Here is a 16071-nt window from a genome sequence, read left to right on the forward strand (position 1 = left end):
ATCAGTTTACCTGATGCGGCGTCGGGTGCGCACGCGCTCGTCAGTTGCGTCGCGCCACAATGTAGCGCGCCAGTTCGCGCAACGGCTCGGCAGCGGCGTCGAACGGACGCAATGCATGCAACGCCTGATCGCGCAGATCCAGCGCATAGGCCTTGGCCGCATCGAGCCCGAGCAGCGCCGGGTAGGTCGGTTTGTTCAAGGCGATATCGGCACCCTGGCGCTTGCCCAGGGTGGCGGTATCGCTTTCGACGTCGAGGATGTCGTCCTGCACCTGGAAAGCCAACCCAACCGCCTGCGCGTAAGTCTGCAGGCACTCGAGCTGCGACGGCTGCGCCCGCGCGCTGGCCAGCGCGCCGAGGCGTACGCTCGCCTCGATCAGGGCGCCGGTCTTGTGCCTGTGCATGAATTCGAGCGCCTGCTGGTTCAACTGCAGGCCCACCGAGCCCAGGTCGATGGCCTGGCCACCGACCATTCCCGCCGGGCCAGCAGCCTGGGCCAGCACCTGGACCATGCTCAGTCGTATGGCATCGCTTTGCGGGCTCAGGGCTGGGTCGAGCAGCGCGGTGAAGGCCAGGCTTTGCAGGCCATCACCGGCCAGGATCGCGCAGGCTTCGTCGAACGCCTTGTGCGTGGTGGGCTGGCCACGGCGCAGGTCGTCGTCGTCCATGGCCGGAAGGTCGTCGTGCACCAGCGAGTAGGCGTGGATCAGCTCCACCGCACAGGCGGCGCCATTGGCTTGGGTGGCATCGGCGCCCAATGCCTCGCAGGCGGCGTAGGCGAGCAGCGGACGAACCCGCTTGCCGCCGTTCATGACGCTGTAGCGCATGGCCTGGTACAACCGGGTCAGCTCGGCCGAGGGCGGCACGAACAGGTCTTGCAGGGCGCCGTCCACGCGCTGTTGGCAGAGAGCCTGGTAGGCGGCGATCATTCAGGCTGTTCCGTATCGAAGGGCTCTTCGGTGAGCTCGCCGTCCTTTTCCAGCAGGACCTGCACTTTCTGCTCGGCCTGGGCCAGCGCGCTCTGGCAGTCACGGGTAAGGCGGATGCCGTTCTCGAAAGCGCTCAGCGAGTCTTCCAGCGACAGCTCGCCGTTCTCCAGGCGTTCGACCAGCGTCTGCAGGTCGGCCAGGGATTGTTCGAAATCCAGGGATGCTTTTTTGCGGGCCATGGCAGCGGTCTCGGCGAGAAGGATTGAAACCGGGCGACGTTAGCAGACGGGCGGCTGCGGGGCAAATGGAGTGCCGCCCCCAAGCCGCGCCTAAAGCCCCTGGACCGGCTCCTCGCCGACCTGCATCACCGCTCGATAGTGGACTCGTCCTTTGCGCAATTGCCGTATGGCGTGGTTGACATCTTCCAGCGGCCACGACTGCACCCAGGGCCGCACTTGGCGCGCCGCCACGAAAGCCAGGGTGTCTTGGATATCCTGACGCCCACCGACGTTGGCGGTGGTGATGCTCAACGTCTTGTACATCATGGCCGCGACATCGAATGTCACCGGCGGTGGCATGCCGGCGAAACACAGCACGCCAAAGGGCCGGAGCATGTCGACGATGGCCGACCAGTCGCAGGCGACCGCGCTGGTCACCAGAATGTAGTCGAAAGCATTGCGCACTTGCTTGCAGTCCACCGATTTACTCAGGTCGACGAAACGGTTGGCGCCCAGGGTCAGGGCATCGCGCTGCTTGTGCGGACTGCTCGAGAGCGCTGTGACGCGGCAGCCGCGCTTGGCCGCGAACTGGATGGCAAGATGGCCCAAGCCACCGATGCCGACGATGCCGACGGCCATGCCGGGCCAGGTGGCGCGCTTGAGCGCCGTGTGCACTGTGACGCCGGCGCACAGCAGGGGCGCGGCGTGTTCGCTGCTCAGCTCGTCGGGGATGGGGAACACGAAACGGCTGTCGCAGTACAGGTAGTCGGCCAGCCCGCCGTGCTCTCCGTGAGTGCAGGTAGCGATCAGGCAGGGGCAGTGCTGCTCCTCGCCACGCAGGCAGAATTCACAGGCTAGGCAGGCGCTGCGGTACCAGCCGACGCCGACGCGTTGGCCCACGCGCACCCCGGCTACGTTTTCACCCACGGCGCTGACGCGGCCGATCACTTCATGCCCGCACACCTGGGGGTAGACACTGGCATCGCCCCAGTGGCCATCTATCAGGTGCAGATCGCTGCTGCACAGACCGCAATGGGTGACCTGAATCTCCACGTCCATTGGACGCAGCGGCGGGCTGCGGTAGCTGAGCGTCATCAGTTCACGCTGGCGTTGCGCGGCCGCCCAGGCGGTGACCATTCGCCCATTCATCGACTGGCCTGCCCGAGGGTCTGCAGCAATTGCCGAGTCAGCCGGGCGGCCCATTGCGCGCTGAGGCGAATCGGAGAAGTGGCGGGAAACTCGAAATCGTTGTGCGGCGGTGCGGCGGCCAGGTCGTCGAGAATCATCGGCAGAATCAGGCGGGTCTTGGCAATGATCGGGTGTTGACGCGGGTCGTTGTCCAGGCGCAGCCGCCAGCGTGCCAGAGGCAGCGGTGCGAAACTGCCCGGTGCGAGGTTGTCGGCTACCCAGCCGCAAAGGGTTCGCCAGGACAGCGCGCCGTGTGGGTGGCACAGGTTCGAGGCCCGACCCAGTTTGCCGGCGGGCGCCTGGACTGCCAGGCTTGCCATGATCTGTGCGGCAACGTCTACCGGCGTCAGATTGACGCCCCCTTCCAGGTCGGCCGGCCAGCACCCCAGCAACAGGCAGGCGCCCAGCAGCAGGCACACGTAGTCGTTGTCATTGATCGTACTGTGCTCGACCTCGAGCGGCGCGGCCAGATCGCCACAGCGGGCGATGATGACCGGCAGGCCATGTTCGCGTGCAGCGTTCAGTGCCAAGGCTTCGGCCACATGCTTGCTTTCCTCGTACCCGGTCCGCGCGCTGCCGCCTGCGGCCAGGGTCGAGACCATGAGCAGCGGCATCGAACCGTTGAGGGCCAATTGGACGACTTGGGCGGTGCCTTCGACATTGCACCGCACCAGGTTGGCGTAAGGCTTGACCCAATTGACCTCGGCCCCGGCATGCACCACGCAATCCGCGGTCTGCGTGAGGCTCTGGTAGGCGACGGGCGATAGGCCCAAATGCTCGGCCGCCAGGTCGGCGCATGCCATCTGCAGCTTGCCGAGCCAGTCCAGGGGCACGCCGGGCGGAACCAGGCCATGACGCTGCAGGTTGCCCAGGCAGCGCCGACGCGCGTCACTCAGGTTCTGGGCGCGCACCAGGCAAATGACCTGCTCGACCTCGGGCTGGCGGGCCAGGGCGGCGAGCAGGAAGGCGCCGAAAAAACCCGTGGCGCCGGTCAGCAGGATGCGCTTGCCCGGTTTGGTCCGATAGGTTTGAAGAATGTCTTCCCCGCGCTGCGGTCCGGGAATTAAGGCGTAGCGCGCCGCCTCCACGGCGACTTCGCGCAGGGTCGCTGCGGCGGGCAGCCCGGCCCGAGTGCGGTCGATGGCCAGTGCCATGCCTTGCAGGCGGGTGTCTTCGAGCAGCGCGGCCAGGGAAAGCTGCACGTCGAAGCTGTGGTTGAGTTCGAGCAGCAGTTCGCTTAGTTGCAGGCTACCGCCGCGGTCGAAGAAATCATCGTCCGGGTGCAATGCGGGGATATCGTTGCCCAACACGGCCTGCCACACCGTGGAAACCTGGGCCTGGGTGGCGGTCAGCGAAACCTGATCCTCGGGCAGTGGCACGGCCTGGCTCAAGTGCGCCTCACTCAGCGCCTCGCGCTTCTGATTGTGACCCGCACCCAGACTGGCCACGGCGTAGTAGGCGCTGGGCACGGCAAAGAACGGCAGGTGCAGGCTGGCCCAGGCGCGCAGGGCGGTGGCCGTGGGCAGATGTTCCGGGCTGGCGGGGACGACGTAGGCCAGCAACTGGCGAGCGGCGCCTTCGTGCCGGCTGCCGATGTGGCTCTGGACTACCAGTGGGTGGCCGTTCAAGACTTGTTCGACGTGTTCCGGATGCACCTTGTAGCCACGTATCTTGAGGTGGGCACTGTCGCGCCCGAGCAACCGCAGGCGGCCGTTACCCAGCCAGACCACACGGTCCCCGGTGTCGAACAGCCCGCCGTTGGGTAGCGGCACGCCGCTGGGCTGGCCGAGGTAGCCGCGCAACAGCCCCGGCGTGCGCAGGTGCAGGTGGCCCGCGGCGCCGCGGGGCACGGTCTGGCCTTGCCGGTCGAGCACGCGTGCCTCCACGCCCTTGATCAACTGCAAGGTGCCGTCTTCGTGCTTGAGCGCAACGTCGCCGGCTTCGTTGGAACCGTACAGGTCGACCAGGCAACAGTCGGGCAGCAGCGCCTGCACCCTTGAGCGCAGGGCCGCCGACAGGTGCTCGCCGCTGCTCCAGAGTACCCGCAGCCCGGTACAGCAGGCCACGAAGCGAATCTCTTCGCGGACCAGCCCCTGCAACAACGAGGGGGTGATCATGATCTGCTGCAAGTGGTTGTCGGCGATGAAGTCCATCAGGCGCAGCGGATCCAGCACCACCTCATCGGCGATGACCACCGTGGTGCATCGGCTGAGCAGCGGGTAATACAGGTAGCCGGTGAGCCAGGCATTCAGGCCTACGCGTTGCCCCGGTTGCAGGTAGCTCTGCCACAGGCTCAGGGAGTCGAGCATGGCCGGCGCTGGCATCAGTGCCACCTTGGCCGGGCCGCTGGTGCCCGAGGTCAACAGACCGTAGGCGATCGACGAACGCGTGCGCGCCCACTGCGGGCAATCCGCAGGCGCCTGGCGGGCAAACTGGCTTTCCAGCACATGGGGTTGTGCCGCCGGTAGTTGCCGTGCGCTGTCGGTGTCGCACAGCACCAGGCACTCGCCCAGGCGCTCCAGCAACTGCTGGCAATGGTCAGCGCTGTACCAGGCAGGTACCTCGAGATACGGGCGGCCGGCCAGGGCGCAGGCTGTCATGGCAACGGCGGTGTGAATGTTCTTGCGCTTGAACAGCACCGCCCATGCATCGGGCGCCAGGCGGGCTTGCAGAACCCTGGCCAACTGCTGGGCGCGGTCGTGCAACTGCTGCAGGGTCAGGCTGTCGCGTCCATCGCTGACGGCAATGTGATCCGGGTCGGCAGCCACGACGGCGCTGAACGTGGCCAGCCAATCGGCAACGGCTTCTGTGCCTTGGTTGTAATGGTTGAACGTGGCCCAGTCATCGAGGCTGCGCTCGCGCAAGCGCTGCAGGTGCAGCGTGCAGGCTTGGGGCGCGGGCAATGGCGAAGGCCCGGTCCGGCCCTGGGCATCGAGCAGATGGAAGCCGGTTTCGGTCAGCAGGCCGATCACGCACGCCTGGGCCGCCAGCCGGTCGAGCAACTGCTGCTGACCGGCAGCGTCTGCTTCGCTGCAGGCGAGCAGCAATGGCTGGCCGACCAGGTCATGCAGCTCGGGCAGTTTCCCTGCGTCCGTGAACATGAGTGCCAACGTGTCGAGGGCGTGGCAGTTCACTTCGGGGAACTGGGCAATGCTCCAGAGCAGATGGCTGAGATCTTCCTCGCCACGGTGCAACAGGACGATATCCAGCTGCGCCGACGGCGCGCGATGCAGGCTGCGCAGCAGGCCCGCTGGACTGCCCGGCCGATGTCGACCAGCCAGCAGGGCGAAGAAGCGCCAGGTGGGTTGCGCACCGACTGCGCATTCGTCGACCACCGCAGGGTAGGGCTGGTCGGGATGGTGCACTGCGGCGAAACCGGTCGAGCGCTGTGCCTCTTCGTGCCAGCCCTTGAAAAACTGCCAGGCGGGCACTTCTCGCGCTTGCCATTGCAGCATGGCCGCGTTGAAGGGTATGCCCATGAAGTCGCACAGGGTGCTCAAGCCGCCCGGGCCGTCTTGCATCAAGTCGTGATCGCTTTCCAGGGCCAGCAGACTCTGGGCCGGGCACGCCCGCTGCACGCGCCAATACAGCGCCAGCAGCTCCTCGAACCCTGACTCGTCGGGATCGAACCAGGTATTTTCGCCCTGCGTGCCGACGCGATACAGCGAGCGCATGACCGCCAGTGGCTCGCGCACCAGGAAGACGTGCTTGAACTGCTGCAGCCAGCCGTCGTCGATCTGGGCGAAGTCGCAGAACCAGGCGATTTCCTTGCTCAGCAACACCGACTTGCCCGCAGGCAGCGGGCCGTGGGCGAGTGCCTCCAGGGTCTGGCCGTAGGTCGGGACAGGCTCCCGGTTGCCGGTCTTGCGGCGAGTGTCGAGCACGCTGCGGTACTTGTGGGGCCAGTGCTGCATCAGGAAGGGTTCACTCAGCCGCTCGTGCAGCACGTGCACGGCGGGGTGTTCCATCACGCAGCGTTCGAGTGCGGTAGAGCGGCTTCTGGACACGGCCCAGATGATCACTCGCAGCGGTCGCATCAACATGTCCAGCTCCTTGGTCAACTGCGCAGTACCCAGACCCCGGATGCGGCAATCAGGCCCATGCCCAGGGCCATGCCTGCATCGGGGACTTCCTTGAAAAGGACAAAACCCCAGAACATCGCGAACAGCAGATAACTGTAATCGAAGGCGCCCACCACCGCGCTCGGACCGATCTGATAGGCCCTCGCCACGCCGGCGCTCATCAGCACCATGAGGACCGCGAGCACGCCCATCAATAACCACTGCACAGGCCCCAGAACCACCCAGTGCAGAGCCAAAAAGTCGCTGGGCAGTGGCGGATGGGGCGAACTGAACAGTTGGTGGCCCAGCAGCATCGTCGCGCCGACCAGGCACAGGCACAGGTTCAGGTTGAGCGCCAGTGCCAGCGCCGAGTGATCGCCGCAGCGGGCGCGGGTCAGTACGGCGGCCACGGCATAGAGCAGGGCGGCCAGCACCGGCAGCAGGGTCATGCTGGAAAAGTCCGCAGCCGTCGGGCGCAGAATGATCAGCACACCGACGAAACCCAGGGCGATGGCCAGCCAGCGGCTGGGGCTCACCTTTTCGCGCAGCACCAGCGCCGACAGCAGCGCAATGAACAGCGGCGCGGTGTAGAGCGCCAGAGCGGCCAGGCTCAGGCTCATGTGCGGCAGCGCCGCGTAGAAGGCGATCCACATCAGGGTCAAGGCGGTGCTGCGCATGAGTATCCAGCGATCGCAGGCCAGGTTGCGCCACACGCTGGCACTTCGCGAAGCGCCCAGCCACAGCAGCAGCAGGACAATGGCGATCGAAGAACGCACCACGTACAGCTGCCATACCGTGAAGTCGGCGCTGCCCAGCTTGATCAGCGCATCGGAAGCAGACACCAGGAACACCGACGCGATGATCAGTGCCACGCTCGAGCGTGTGTCGTGGAGGTGCGGTCGCTGTTCCATGCGGTGAACCCCCGGCGGTCAGTCTTTGCATGATGCGTCAAAAGATGACATCGTTTGAAACGACCATTTCGCAGGACAGGGCAACTTCAGGTTATGGAAAACCTCCGGCGCAAACTGCCGCCTTTATCAAGTCTGATTCCCTTCGAAGCTGCTGCCCGGCTGCAGAGTTTTTCTCGCGCAGCAGAGGAACTGCACCTCACCCAAACGGCGATCAGCCGACAGATTCGCTCCCTCGAAGAGAACCTGGGCGTGCAGTTGTTCGATCGAAAAAGCCGCGGGGTTTTTCTCACCGAGGCGGGCGAAAGCTTTCGCCAGACGGTTGCAGCCGCCTTGTTCGATATCGCTCGGCAAACCGAAAAGCTGCGTCAGCAGCAGTCGTCGACCGGCACCGTGGTGCTGTCGTCGCAGTTGGTGGAAGCGTTCTACCTGTTCATGCCGGCGCTGGCCGGCTTTCATCAGAAACATCCGCACATCGAGCTCAAGCTGCATTCCACGCTGGCGGCCATAGGCGAGGAGCGCGAGCGTTTCGACGTGGCGGTGCAGACCATGGGCCGGGCCAGTGCCGATCACGTGCTGCTGTTCAGCGCGCCCGATGAAGTGTTCCCGGTCTGCAGCCCCGACTACTTCAAGAGCATCGCCCCGTGGCTGAGCCTGGACAATCTGCCCAAGTGCCGACTGTTGCATTACGAACCCCGTGCGCAGGACTTCGTGATCTGGGATCAATGGCTGGAAAGCGTCGGTGCATCGTTTCGCGTTGGCAGCCAAGGCATGGGCTTCAACAGTTTCCCGGTCATGATGCAGGCAGCCCTGGAAGGTCACGGTGTGGCCCTGGGCTGGGGAATGACCACGCGCCAGATGCTGGCCGACGGCAGGCTGGTGCGCCTGTTCGACAAGCAGTGGTCCATGGGCGATGCGTTGGGAGTCTACAAGTGGCATGCCAACCCGCTGTCGCCGGCAGCCCGACTGCTGGTGCAATGGCTGCAGGAGCTGTTGCTCGATCCTCGGCCCGTATTGGCCTGATCTTCAGTCTATGGCGGCGCGTTGCTGCAGGCAGTCGAGCAGGGCCTGCACCGAGCATGCGCAACTCATGCTGGCGGTGGCTAGCCTGAGGTGGGGCGCCGACGGCGCTTCGTAGGTGGCATCGATCCCGGTGAAACCGTTCAGCGCGCCGGCGCGCGCCTGCCGATACAGCCCCTTGGGATCGCGTGCCTCTGCGAGCGCCAGCGGTGTATCGACGAACACCTCGACGAAGGCTTCGTCGCCGACGATCTGCCGCGCCAGGGCCCGGTGCGCAATACGCGGTGAAATCAGCGCAACCAGCACCAGGCTGCCGTCGGCACACAGCAGGCGTGCGACCTCGGCGGTGCGGCGCACGTGTTCCAGCCGGTCGTCGTCGCTCAGGCCCAGGTCCCGGCAGAGCCCGCGGCGCAGTTCGTCGCCATCGAGCACCAGGCAGTGATAGCCGAGGGCGGCAAGTGCCACCTGGGTAGCCTTGGCGATGGTGGTCTTGCCGGCAGCCGGCAGGCCCGTCAGCCACAAGACCGTGGGCCGGCTGCCCAGGCGCCGCCAGGTTGGCGGTCGGGAGATGTCGGAAGAAGGGCTATCCATCGCGTGCTCCATGGCCGGCGAGTGCTTCCAGCACCCGCTTCTGAATATCATGCACGGCATGTTCGCTGAAACCGCTGCGAGCCGTGTCCACCACCAACCGGCCACCGCTGTAGCCGTAGCTATGCAGACCTTTCTGGACACTTTCGCACAAGGGCAGGTCCTCTTCACGCACCACCGCCACGAAATCGATCACTGCCTGTTCCAGAGGGTCGGGGTGTGGGCTCTGGGTGAACCACTGCACACGCTGCTCACAGCGCTGCGCGCCCGTTGGCACGTGGTGCAACAGGTTCATGTAGCCGCCCGGATAGACCTCGATGCACAGGTTCGGCCAGACGTACCAGGCACCGAATTCGCCGCTGCGAGGTGCGTCAGGGTTGGTTGCGTAGCCTTGCCGTGCACCCTGATCGTTGCTCAGGTGGGCATGGAAGCCCGGGTGGATGTCGATCCGGTAGCTGCTCAGATCCAGGGTCTGGTGCGACAGACTGGGGTGGCAGCCGGGACAGTGATAGCACTCCGAATAGTTTTCCACCGAGACCTTCCAGTTCGCCCGCAGCGCATAGGTATGGCTGTAGCTGTGGTGCAGCGACTCGGGCGCGGGCGCGAAACTGCGCAGTTGCGCTTCGAGCCCGGCGAGCTGGCTGGCCAGGGGTGGGGCGTGCGCGTCCAGATTGACGAAGACCAGGCCACACATCACTTCCAGGCGCACGCCGGCGAGGTGCGCGCGGGCGGGTTCGAAGCCTGCCACGTCACAACTGTGCCTCGCGCTCTGCAATCTGCCGGCGTGATCGTAGCGCCATGCATGGTAGGGGCAGGTGATCGCGCCACGCAGCTGTCCGCAGCCTTCGAGCAGGCGATGCGCACGGTGCTGGCAAACGTTGTGGAACGCCCTGAGCTGGCCGTCCTGGCCGTGCAGCACCAGCACGCTTTGCTCGCCGATCTCGCACACCAGATAGGCACCCTCCACGGCCAGCCTGGAGACATGACAGGCGTACTGCCAGGTGCGGTAGAAAATATGCTGCAGTTCCTGCCCGTAGTGATCCGGGTCGAAGTAGAAAGCCCCCGGCAGGTTGTGCGAGCGTCCTGCATCGGGGTGGAAGTCACCGCTGTCCAGGGGCATGGTTGCGGGCCTTGGCAGTGAGTCATTCATGAATGGCCACTGCCTCGCCCAGTGTGTTTGGGCACAGGGTCAGCCCAAGCCCCGGCGTGTCGTCCAGGCGGGCGATGCCGCGGCTCACGTGCACGCCGCCCAGGGCCGTGACGATGCTGTGATGGCGGCAGGCATTCCAGCTGGCGCGCAGGTATTGATTGGGGGTGGCCAGGGCCAGGTGCATGGCCGCGGTGTCGGCGATCTGGCTGCCGCCGACGTCTTCGATGTTCATCTGGATACCCTGCTGGATGCAGTAGTCGCGCAGCTGCCGAGCCTTGGTCAGCCCGCCGACACGGGCGATCTTCAGGCCGATGGCCTGGGCCGTATTCGCGGCGCTGGCGCGGTACAGGTCGCCAGCGCCGTGAATACACTCGTCCAGGATCAGCGGCTGCCGCGTCAGGCTGCGGACATGCTGGCACTGTTCCAGGGTTTCGCAGGGCTGCTCGAAATGCACATCGCACTCCCTGACGGCGTTCATCACGGCCACCGCCTGTGCCGGCAGCCAGGCACGATTGGCGTCGAAGGTCAGCTGATCGCCGTTCATGCGCTCGGCGAGCAGGCTCTGGATTCGCGCCAGATCCGCCACCACGCCCGATCCGACCTTGCATGAATGGGTCCGATAGCCTTCGGCATGCGCCAGGTGCATGTCGGCGACCATTTGCCGGGGCGTGGCGGTGGGGATGCTGCTCTGCAGGGTCAGCTCGGCGTTCAGGCGCCCCCCCAGCAGGGCGTGTACCGGCAGGTTGCTGTGGCGCCCGAGAATGTCCCAGCAGGCCATGTCGATCGCTGTCTTGACGTAGGGGTGGCCAGGCAGTGCCTGGTCCATGACCTGGTTGATCGCATTCAGGTTGAGCGGGTTGCAGCCCAGCAGGTGAGGTGCCAGTTCGGCCAGCCCGGCACGCACGCCGAGGGCGAACGCCGGCAGGTACGAGGCGCCCCACGGGCAGCTTTCGCCGATTCCGAACAGCCCCTGGTCGGTTTCGATCACCACGATGGTGCTGTCCAGCGCGCTGTAGTGCAGGCGCCCGCCGGACAGCGCGTAGGGTTTGTCCAGCGGCAGGTCGACCTGGTAGATACGCAGGCGGGTGATCTTCATGATGCATGCCTCACGGGGTCGACGACGGTGGCGAGGTTCAGCTGATGCAGCATGGGCAGGTGCAGCGAGCCCATCAGTTCGGGGAGGTCACGCAGCAGCGCAAGGTTCGGCCTGTAGTGGTCGCGGTGATCATCCACCCAGCTGGCGCCGCAACTGCGGCTGACCACCTGCTCGAGCAGCGACGGCTCCAGGCCCATGGCGCGCCCCAGTTGCAATGCCTCCTGCCGAAGGTTGTGGTTGATCCAGGCCATGACCTCCAGCAGGCACTGGGCGTAGCGACCGCAGGCGGGATGGCTGAGCGGGTAGCGAAAGCGTTCCGGCAAGCTGGGCTTGCGCCGCCCGCGCGCGTCGATGACAAAGGTGCCGGGATGGCGATAGGTGCGGTCGGCGCCATAGGGGGAGGGCGCGGTGAAACCGTCGATCAGCAGGCGGCGCTGGTTTTCTGTTTCCATCAGCGCCACCACCTTGAGGTGGTTGGCATGGGCCGGATAACGTTTGCCGGCCTGGCGATAGCGCGTCTCGATCCAGCGACCCAGCCGCAGCTCGACATCGAGTTCGTCGGCCAGGGCCACGGTCAGGGCCATGTCCTTGACGGTGATCTCCAGGGTGCAGGAGTGGTCATAGCTGCCGTCGAGGAGCATCGGTGTGACCTGGTCGACGACGAAGCAATCGGCTCGCGAGTCCTTCGCCACGTTCCACAGCCAGCGCAGGTCCAGGCCCTGGTTCTGTGCCACCAGCAACAGCTCGCCCCACGCCAGCGTGGCGCCGTAGAACAACAGGTTGGTCAGTAGCTTGACCGACTGGCCGTGACCAATGGCGCCGACGTGAAGCGTGTGTTGGCCCATCGCGTCCAGCACCGGGCGCGCGATGTCGCACGCCGCTTGCTCGCCGCCGACATAGAAGCAGACGTTGTTGAAGTCCACGCCCATGTGCGAGAGGTTGCTGACCGGTGCTTCCAGGCTCATGACCCCGCGCTGCCCGGCCAGTCGGGCGATATCCAGCGTGTTGTGGTAGTCGGTGGTCGAGGTGTCAATCCATACCGCGCCACTGCCCAGAGCAGCCAGGGCGCCGCTGTGACCGAGCATTGTTTCGCGTACGTGCCTGGGCAGCGGCAGGCAGGTGATCAGCACGGCGGCGCCTTCGGCCGCAGCGGCGGGGGTCGCTGCCCAGTGCGCACCTTGGCTGCGTACCCAGCGCTCGCAACCGGGGTCATGGTCGTGGACGGTCACTGTGAAGCCGTTGTCGAGCAATGCGCGAACGAATGGGCGGCCCATGTTGCCTGCGCCGATAAAACCGATAGAGGGGGTCATCGAACCAATCCTTGTGTGTTCAAGCCAGTTGGCGGGCCCTTCCAGCGCCCTGCTTGCGTACCCAGATCGAATCGAAGTTCTCCAGCATCACCTCGGCCGTGGAGAAGCTTGGCCCGCCGCCGATGGGTGCGATGATCGCGTCGATATCCGGGTAGATGAAAAACGCCAGTGACACCCGTGGGCTCGGCTGACGATGCAGGACCTGATGCGCGGTGCTGACCAGGCGCTCGTTGGTCCAGCGCTGCAGCATGTCGCCCAGATTGACCAGTACCGCGCCCTCCAGGCACGGCACGTCGAGCCACTGGCCACGGCTGTAGATGCGCAGTGAAGGCTGCGGCAGGGGTTGCTGGATCAGCAGGGTGAGAAAGCCGTTGTCGGTATGTTTGCCGGCCGTTCCCGCCCCGGCTGGATAATATGAAGCGCGCTGGATCAGGGTTGGCTGACGGAAGTGCGCATCGAACGCCTGCGCTGGCAGCTGCAAGGCGCTGGTGATGGCTCGGCGCAGCTGGGGAAACACCTGTTCCATGACGTTGTCCTGCAGGGCGTAGGCGCAGGCGTTCAGACCAGGCGCGAGGTCGTCGTCGGGCAGCAGGCTCGGCCCGCTGAACGGCGCGCCACCGGGCCGGTCGATGCCCCAGTCCAGGTGCTGCTTGTTGTCCGGGCCTGCATCGGGATGCAGCGTTTCGCCATAGGCCCCGACGTAACCCCGCGCGGTGTGCGGGTAGCCGGGCTGGTGATCATGGCCGAAGCGCTGCTTGAGCGATTCCGGCAGCGCGAAGAACGCCTCGGCGGCACTCAGGTAGCGCTCGATCAGCGCGGCCGGAAGCCCGTGATCCACCAGATAGAAGAAGCCGTCGTCGGCGCACGCTGCGCTCAGTTGCGCAATTGCCCCAGGCTCACCTGCCGCCAGTTGCGCCAGGGAGATGACAGGAAGAACCGGCATGTCGTAGACCCCGTTCATGCGACGTACAAGGCCAGGTAGTGGGCTCGCGCATTTTGCAGGTAGCGGGCCGACATCCGGGCTTCGAGCACGACGAGTCCCTGCTCGCGCCCCAGGCTCTGCAACAACGGCTCGAAGCCGGCGGTGTCGAAGTAAGTCTCGCGAACACTCAGCACCACCACGCCGCCAGGCCGGGTCATGGCGACCAGGCCACGCAGCGCGGAGGCAGGCAGGTGCCCGGGAATGAAGGCGCCGCAGCAGACCACCGCGTCGAATTGCCGAAGCAGGGCGGGTGGCAACGGCTGGGTCAGGTCTATCTGGCTGTGCAGATGCTGGTAGGCCCGGGAAGCCTGAGCCTGGTCGAGCATGGGCCGGGACAGGTCGCAGCCGCTGATCTGCCGATAGCCGCGCTCCTGCAAGGTGCGTCCGACCAGGCCGGTGCCGCAGCAGGCATCGAGCACGCGACTGTCGTGACCGATGTTGCCTCGCAGAGCCACGGCATCGAGCAGGTCGACGACCATCGTCGGCCCGCAATAGGCCTCGGCCTCGACGTCGGCGTCATAGTGGCGAGCCCAGTGATCGTAATAGCGCTCCAGGTTGTGAATGCTCTGGTGCGACAGCGCAGCGGCGATCGAGCGGGTGCTCGAAGCCTCTGGCGGCAAGGCCGGGGGTAGGGCGGTCGTGGCTGTATTCATGGATAGCGCCTCGAAGGAAAACTGACGGTCGGTGTCGCTGTCCTAAGAGTTAGCAGCGCGCCAGGGCATGGTCAATCGAGGCGGAACAGGCTTGGTTTGAAAGGATTCTTACACTCGGGCACGCACCGTTCGCACGCATGAGTCTGTCATCGCAACCCTCGCCAATCACTCACAACGATATCCCCATGAATGCCAGTCGGCGGGCCTGAAAATTCCTGCACACGGGTTTTTCAGCGTCGGTTGCACATGCCTCAGTCACGATATTTTCGATGGCCATGCCGGCTTTTTAATCGTGTCTGAAAAACGGGATTTTCCAGCGGCGAGAGTGTCTCGTGGTGACCCCTTCGACGCTTTGCGCTAACATCGACGGCGGCCCATGCTGCCCGCCGCTCGCTCCGCAAGGAAAGGTGAAAGCATTGTTGCACCCTCACGCCTTCACACCTCTCTTGATGGTCGAGGCCTGGCAACGCGAGCACCAGCATGCATCGACTCGGGAGTTGTCATGTTTTCAATCGAGCACGCCAAGCAGATGGCCAAGACGCTGCGCGTCGCACTGCAGGCGCAGGGTCACGACGTATCGCATTCCACCGCCCTGGAAATGGTTGCCCGGCAGTTGGGGCACAAGGACTGGAACACCGCTTCGGCCACCCTGGCGCCGACTGCCTCAGCGGTGATCGGTTTCGACAAGGCCATCCCCATCCTGCGGATCTTCGATGAAGCCAAGGCCCGCGAGTTCTATCTGGACTTCCTGGGTTTCACGGTCGAGTTCGAGCATCGCTTCGAGGCCGACTTGCCGCTGTACCTGGGTGTCGAGCGGGGGAATCTGCAGCTGCATCTTTCCGAACACCACGGCGATTGCTCACCGGGCTCGACCGTGTTCGTGCCGATGCACGGTGTCGAAGCGTTGCGTGATGAGCTGCTGGCCAAGCGTTATGGCTACGGCCGTCCGCAGATCGTCGAGCAGGGCTGGGGGCGGCTGTTGGAAGTGCATGACCCCTTCGGTAACCGGATTCGGTTCTGCGAGGGGTGATGAGGGCAGGGTCGGGGCGGCCGCGGTGGGGTCTTCGCGGCCGATGACCGCTTTCACAGGGAGCGTGTTTCCGCTGCTGTTCGGTAGGAGCGGTCCGTGGCCGCGAAACAGGCGCTGCGGGCTTTTCTCGGGGCATTAAAAAGCCGGCTTATGGCCGGCTTCTCGTCGACGATCTTGCCTTACTTTTGGTAAGCCGCAACCGCCTGCAACTGATGACCAGCCTGGGCTGGTGAGGGCCAAAGAATACGCAGGGCCGCTCGCCTGTGCAAATCTCTTTTCGCCCGATACCTTTGCAGCGCCCATGAAAAACCCCGGCCATGGCCGGGGTTTTTCGTACAGCGACGGCTCAGCCCTTGAACGCGGCGACCGACTTGGTGATTTCGGCGCGGGCGGCGTCTGCGTTGCCCCAGCCTTCGATCTTCACCCATTTGCCTTTTTCGAGATCCTTGTAGTTCTCGAAGAAGTGCTTGATCTGTTCCAGCAGCAGCGGCGGCAGATCGGTGTATTCCTTGACGTCGACATACAGCTGCGACAGCTTGTCGTGCGGTACGGCGATGACTTTGGCGTCGCCGCCGCCGTCGTCGGTCATGTGCAGGATGCCGACCGGACGGGCGCGGATGACCGCACCAGGCGTGACCGGGTAAGGCGTGACGACCAGCACGTCGAGGGGGTCGCCGTCGTCGGCCAGGGTGTTGGGGATGAAGCCGTAGTTGGCCGGGTAGAACATCGGCGTGGCCATGAAACGGTCGACGAACAGCGTGTCGCTGTCCTTGTCGATTTCGTATTTGATCGGCGCGTGGTTGGCCGGAATCTCGATGGCGACGTAGATGTCGTTCGGCAGGTCTTTGCCAGCCGGAATCTTGCTGTAGCTCATTGGGCGTTGCCCCCGTGGTTTGGGCCAGTCTGAAGGCCATGCAGGCCGAAAATGTGGGCGCGATT

General features: G+C 65.1%; 14 protein-coding genes. 2 read left to right on the forward strand and 12 right to left on the reverse strand.

Annotated elements, in window-relative coordinates:
* Window positions 1–40: 40 nt before the first annotated feature.
* The 5 genes from ispA to IFT80_RS12560 form a co-directional block, all read right to left on the reverse strand.
* Window positions 41–928 carry a (2E,6E)-farnesyl diphosphate synthase gene (ispA, locus tag IFT80_RS12540; protein ID WP_185795428.1) on the reverse strand — a complete coding sequence of 296 codons (888 nt, stop codon included), beginning with the start codon at window positions 926–928 and terminating at the stop codon, window positions 41–43.
* A complete protein-coding gene (locus IFT80_RS12545) occupies window positions 925–1167 on the reverse strand; it encodes an exodeoxyribonuclease VII small subunit (protein WP_090360636.1) in 243 nt (80 codons plus the stop codon). The genes ispA and IFT80_RS12545 overlap by 4 nt, the downstream gene beginning before the upstream one ends.
* Window positions 1168–1257: 90 nt before the next feature.
* Window positions 1258–2283: an NAD(P)-dependent alcohol dehydrogenase gene (locus IFT80_RS12550; RefSeq protein ID WP_192137655.1), complete on the reverse strand. Its 1026-nt coding sequence runs from the start codon at window positions 2281–2283 to the stop codon at window positions 1258–1260.
* Between the two features lie 8 nt (window positions 2284–2291).
* Complete coding sequence (locus IFT80_RS12555; protein WP_192137656.1) at window positions 2292–6377, reverse strand: SDR family oxidoreductase; 4086 nt, start codon at window positions 6375–6377, stop codon at window positions 2292–2294.
* A gap of 14 nt (window positions 6378–6391) precedes the next feature.
* Window positions 6392–7306, reverse strand: a complete 915-nt coding sequence (locus tag IFT80_RS12560) for a DMT family transporter (RefSeq protein ID WP_192137657.1) — start codon at window positions 7304–7306, stop codon at window positions 6392–6394.
* A 93-nt stretch (window positions 7307–7399) separates the two neighbouring features.
* Here IFT80_RS12560 and IFT80_RS12565 point away from each other — a divergent pair, with 93 nt between their 5' ends.
* Window positions 7400–8326: a LysR substrate-binding domain-containing protein gene (locus IFT80_RS12565; RefSeq protein ID WP_163007393.1), complete on the forward strand. Its 927-nt coding sequence runs from the start codon at window positions 7400–7402 to the stop codon at window positions 8324–8326.
* Between the two features lie 3 nt (window positions 8327–8329).
* Here the strand turns inward: IFT80_RS12565 and cysC are convergent, their stop codons facing one another.
* Genes cysC through IFT80_RS12595 form a run of 6 tightly spaced genes read right to left on the reverse strand, consistent with a single transcriptional unit; the run spans window position 8330 to window position 14102 of the window.
* Window positions 8330–8914: an adenylyl-sulfate kinase gene (gene cysC, locus IFT80_RS12570; RefSeq protein WP_244647941.1), complete on the reverse strand. Its 585-nt coding sequence runs from the start codon at window positions 8912–8914 to the stop codon at window positions 8330–8332.
* A complete protein-coding gene (locus IFT80_RS12575; RefSeq protein ID WP_192137658.1) occupies window positions 8907–10031 on the reverse strand; it encodes an aromatic ring-hydroxylating oxygenase subunit alpha in 1125 nt (374 codons plus the stop codon). The genes cysC and IFT80_RS12575 overlap by 8 nt, the downstream gene beginning before the upstream one ends.
* A 22-nt stretch (window positions 10032–10053) precedes the next feature.
* Window positions 10054–11157, reverse strand: coding sequence for a mandelate racemase/muconate lactonizing enzyme family protein (locus IFT80_RS12580; RefSeq protein WP_122475579.1), 1104 nt, complete (start codon window positions 11155–11157; stop codon window positions 10054–10056).
* Window positions 11154–12467 carry an NAD(P)-dependent oxidoreductase gene (locus tag IFT80_RS12585; RefSeq protein WP_192058427.1) on the reverse strand — a complete coding sequence of 438 codons (1314 nt, stop codon included), beginning with the start codon at window positions 12465–12467 and terminating at the stop codon, window positions 11154–11156. Before IFT80_RS12585 ends, IFT80_RS12580 begins: the two co-directional genes overlap by 4 nt.
* A 19-nt stretch (window positions 12468–12486) precedes the next feature.
* Entirely contained in the window at window positions 12487–13410 is a 924-nt protein-coding gene (locus tag IFT80_RS12590) for an isopenicillin N synthase family dioxygenase (protein ID WP_192137659.1), read from the reverse strand.
* Window positions 13411–13424: 14 nt separating this feature from the next.
* Window positions 13425–14102, reverse strand: a complete 678-nt coding sequence (locus IFT80_RS12595; protein WP_192102708.1) for a class I SAM-dependent DNA methyltransferase — start codon at window positions 14100–14102, stop codon at window positions 13425–13427.
* Window positions 14103–14604: 502 nt separating this feature from the next.
* Between IFT80_RS12595 and IFT80_RS12600 the strand changes: the two genes are divergently transcribed.
* Window positions 14605–15132, forward strand: a complete 528-nt coding sequence (locus IFT80_RS12600; RefSeq protein ID WP_192137660.1) for a glyoxalase superfamily protein — start codon at window positions 14605–14607, stop codon at window positions 15130–15132.
* A 346-nt stretch (window positions 15133–15478) separates the two neighbouring features.
* Here IFT80_RS12600 and ppa read toward each other — a convergent pair whose 3' ends face one another.
* Entirely contained in the window at window positions 15479–16006 is a 528-nt protein-coding gene (gene ppa / locus IFT80_RS12605) for an inorganic diphosphatase (protein WP_122475569.1), read from the reverse strand.
* Window positions 16007–16071 lie beyond the last annotated feature (65 nt).

This window comes from Pseudomonas sp. CFBP 8771 (genome assembly GCF_014841695.1).
Classification (GTDB): Bacteria; Pseudomonadota; Gammaproteobacteria; order Pseudomonadales; family Pseudomonadaceae; genus Aquipseudomonas; species Aquipseudomonas baltica.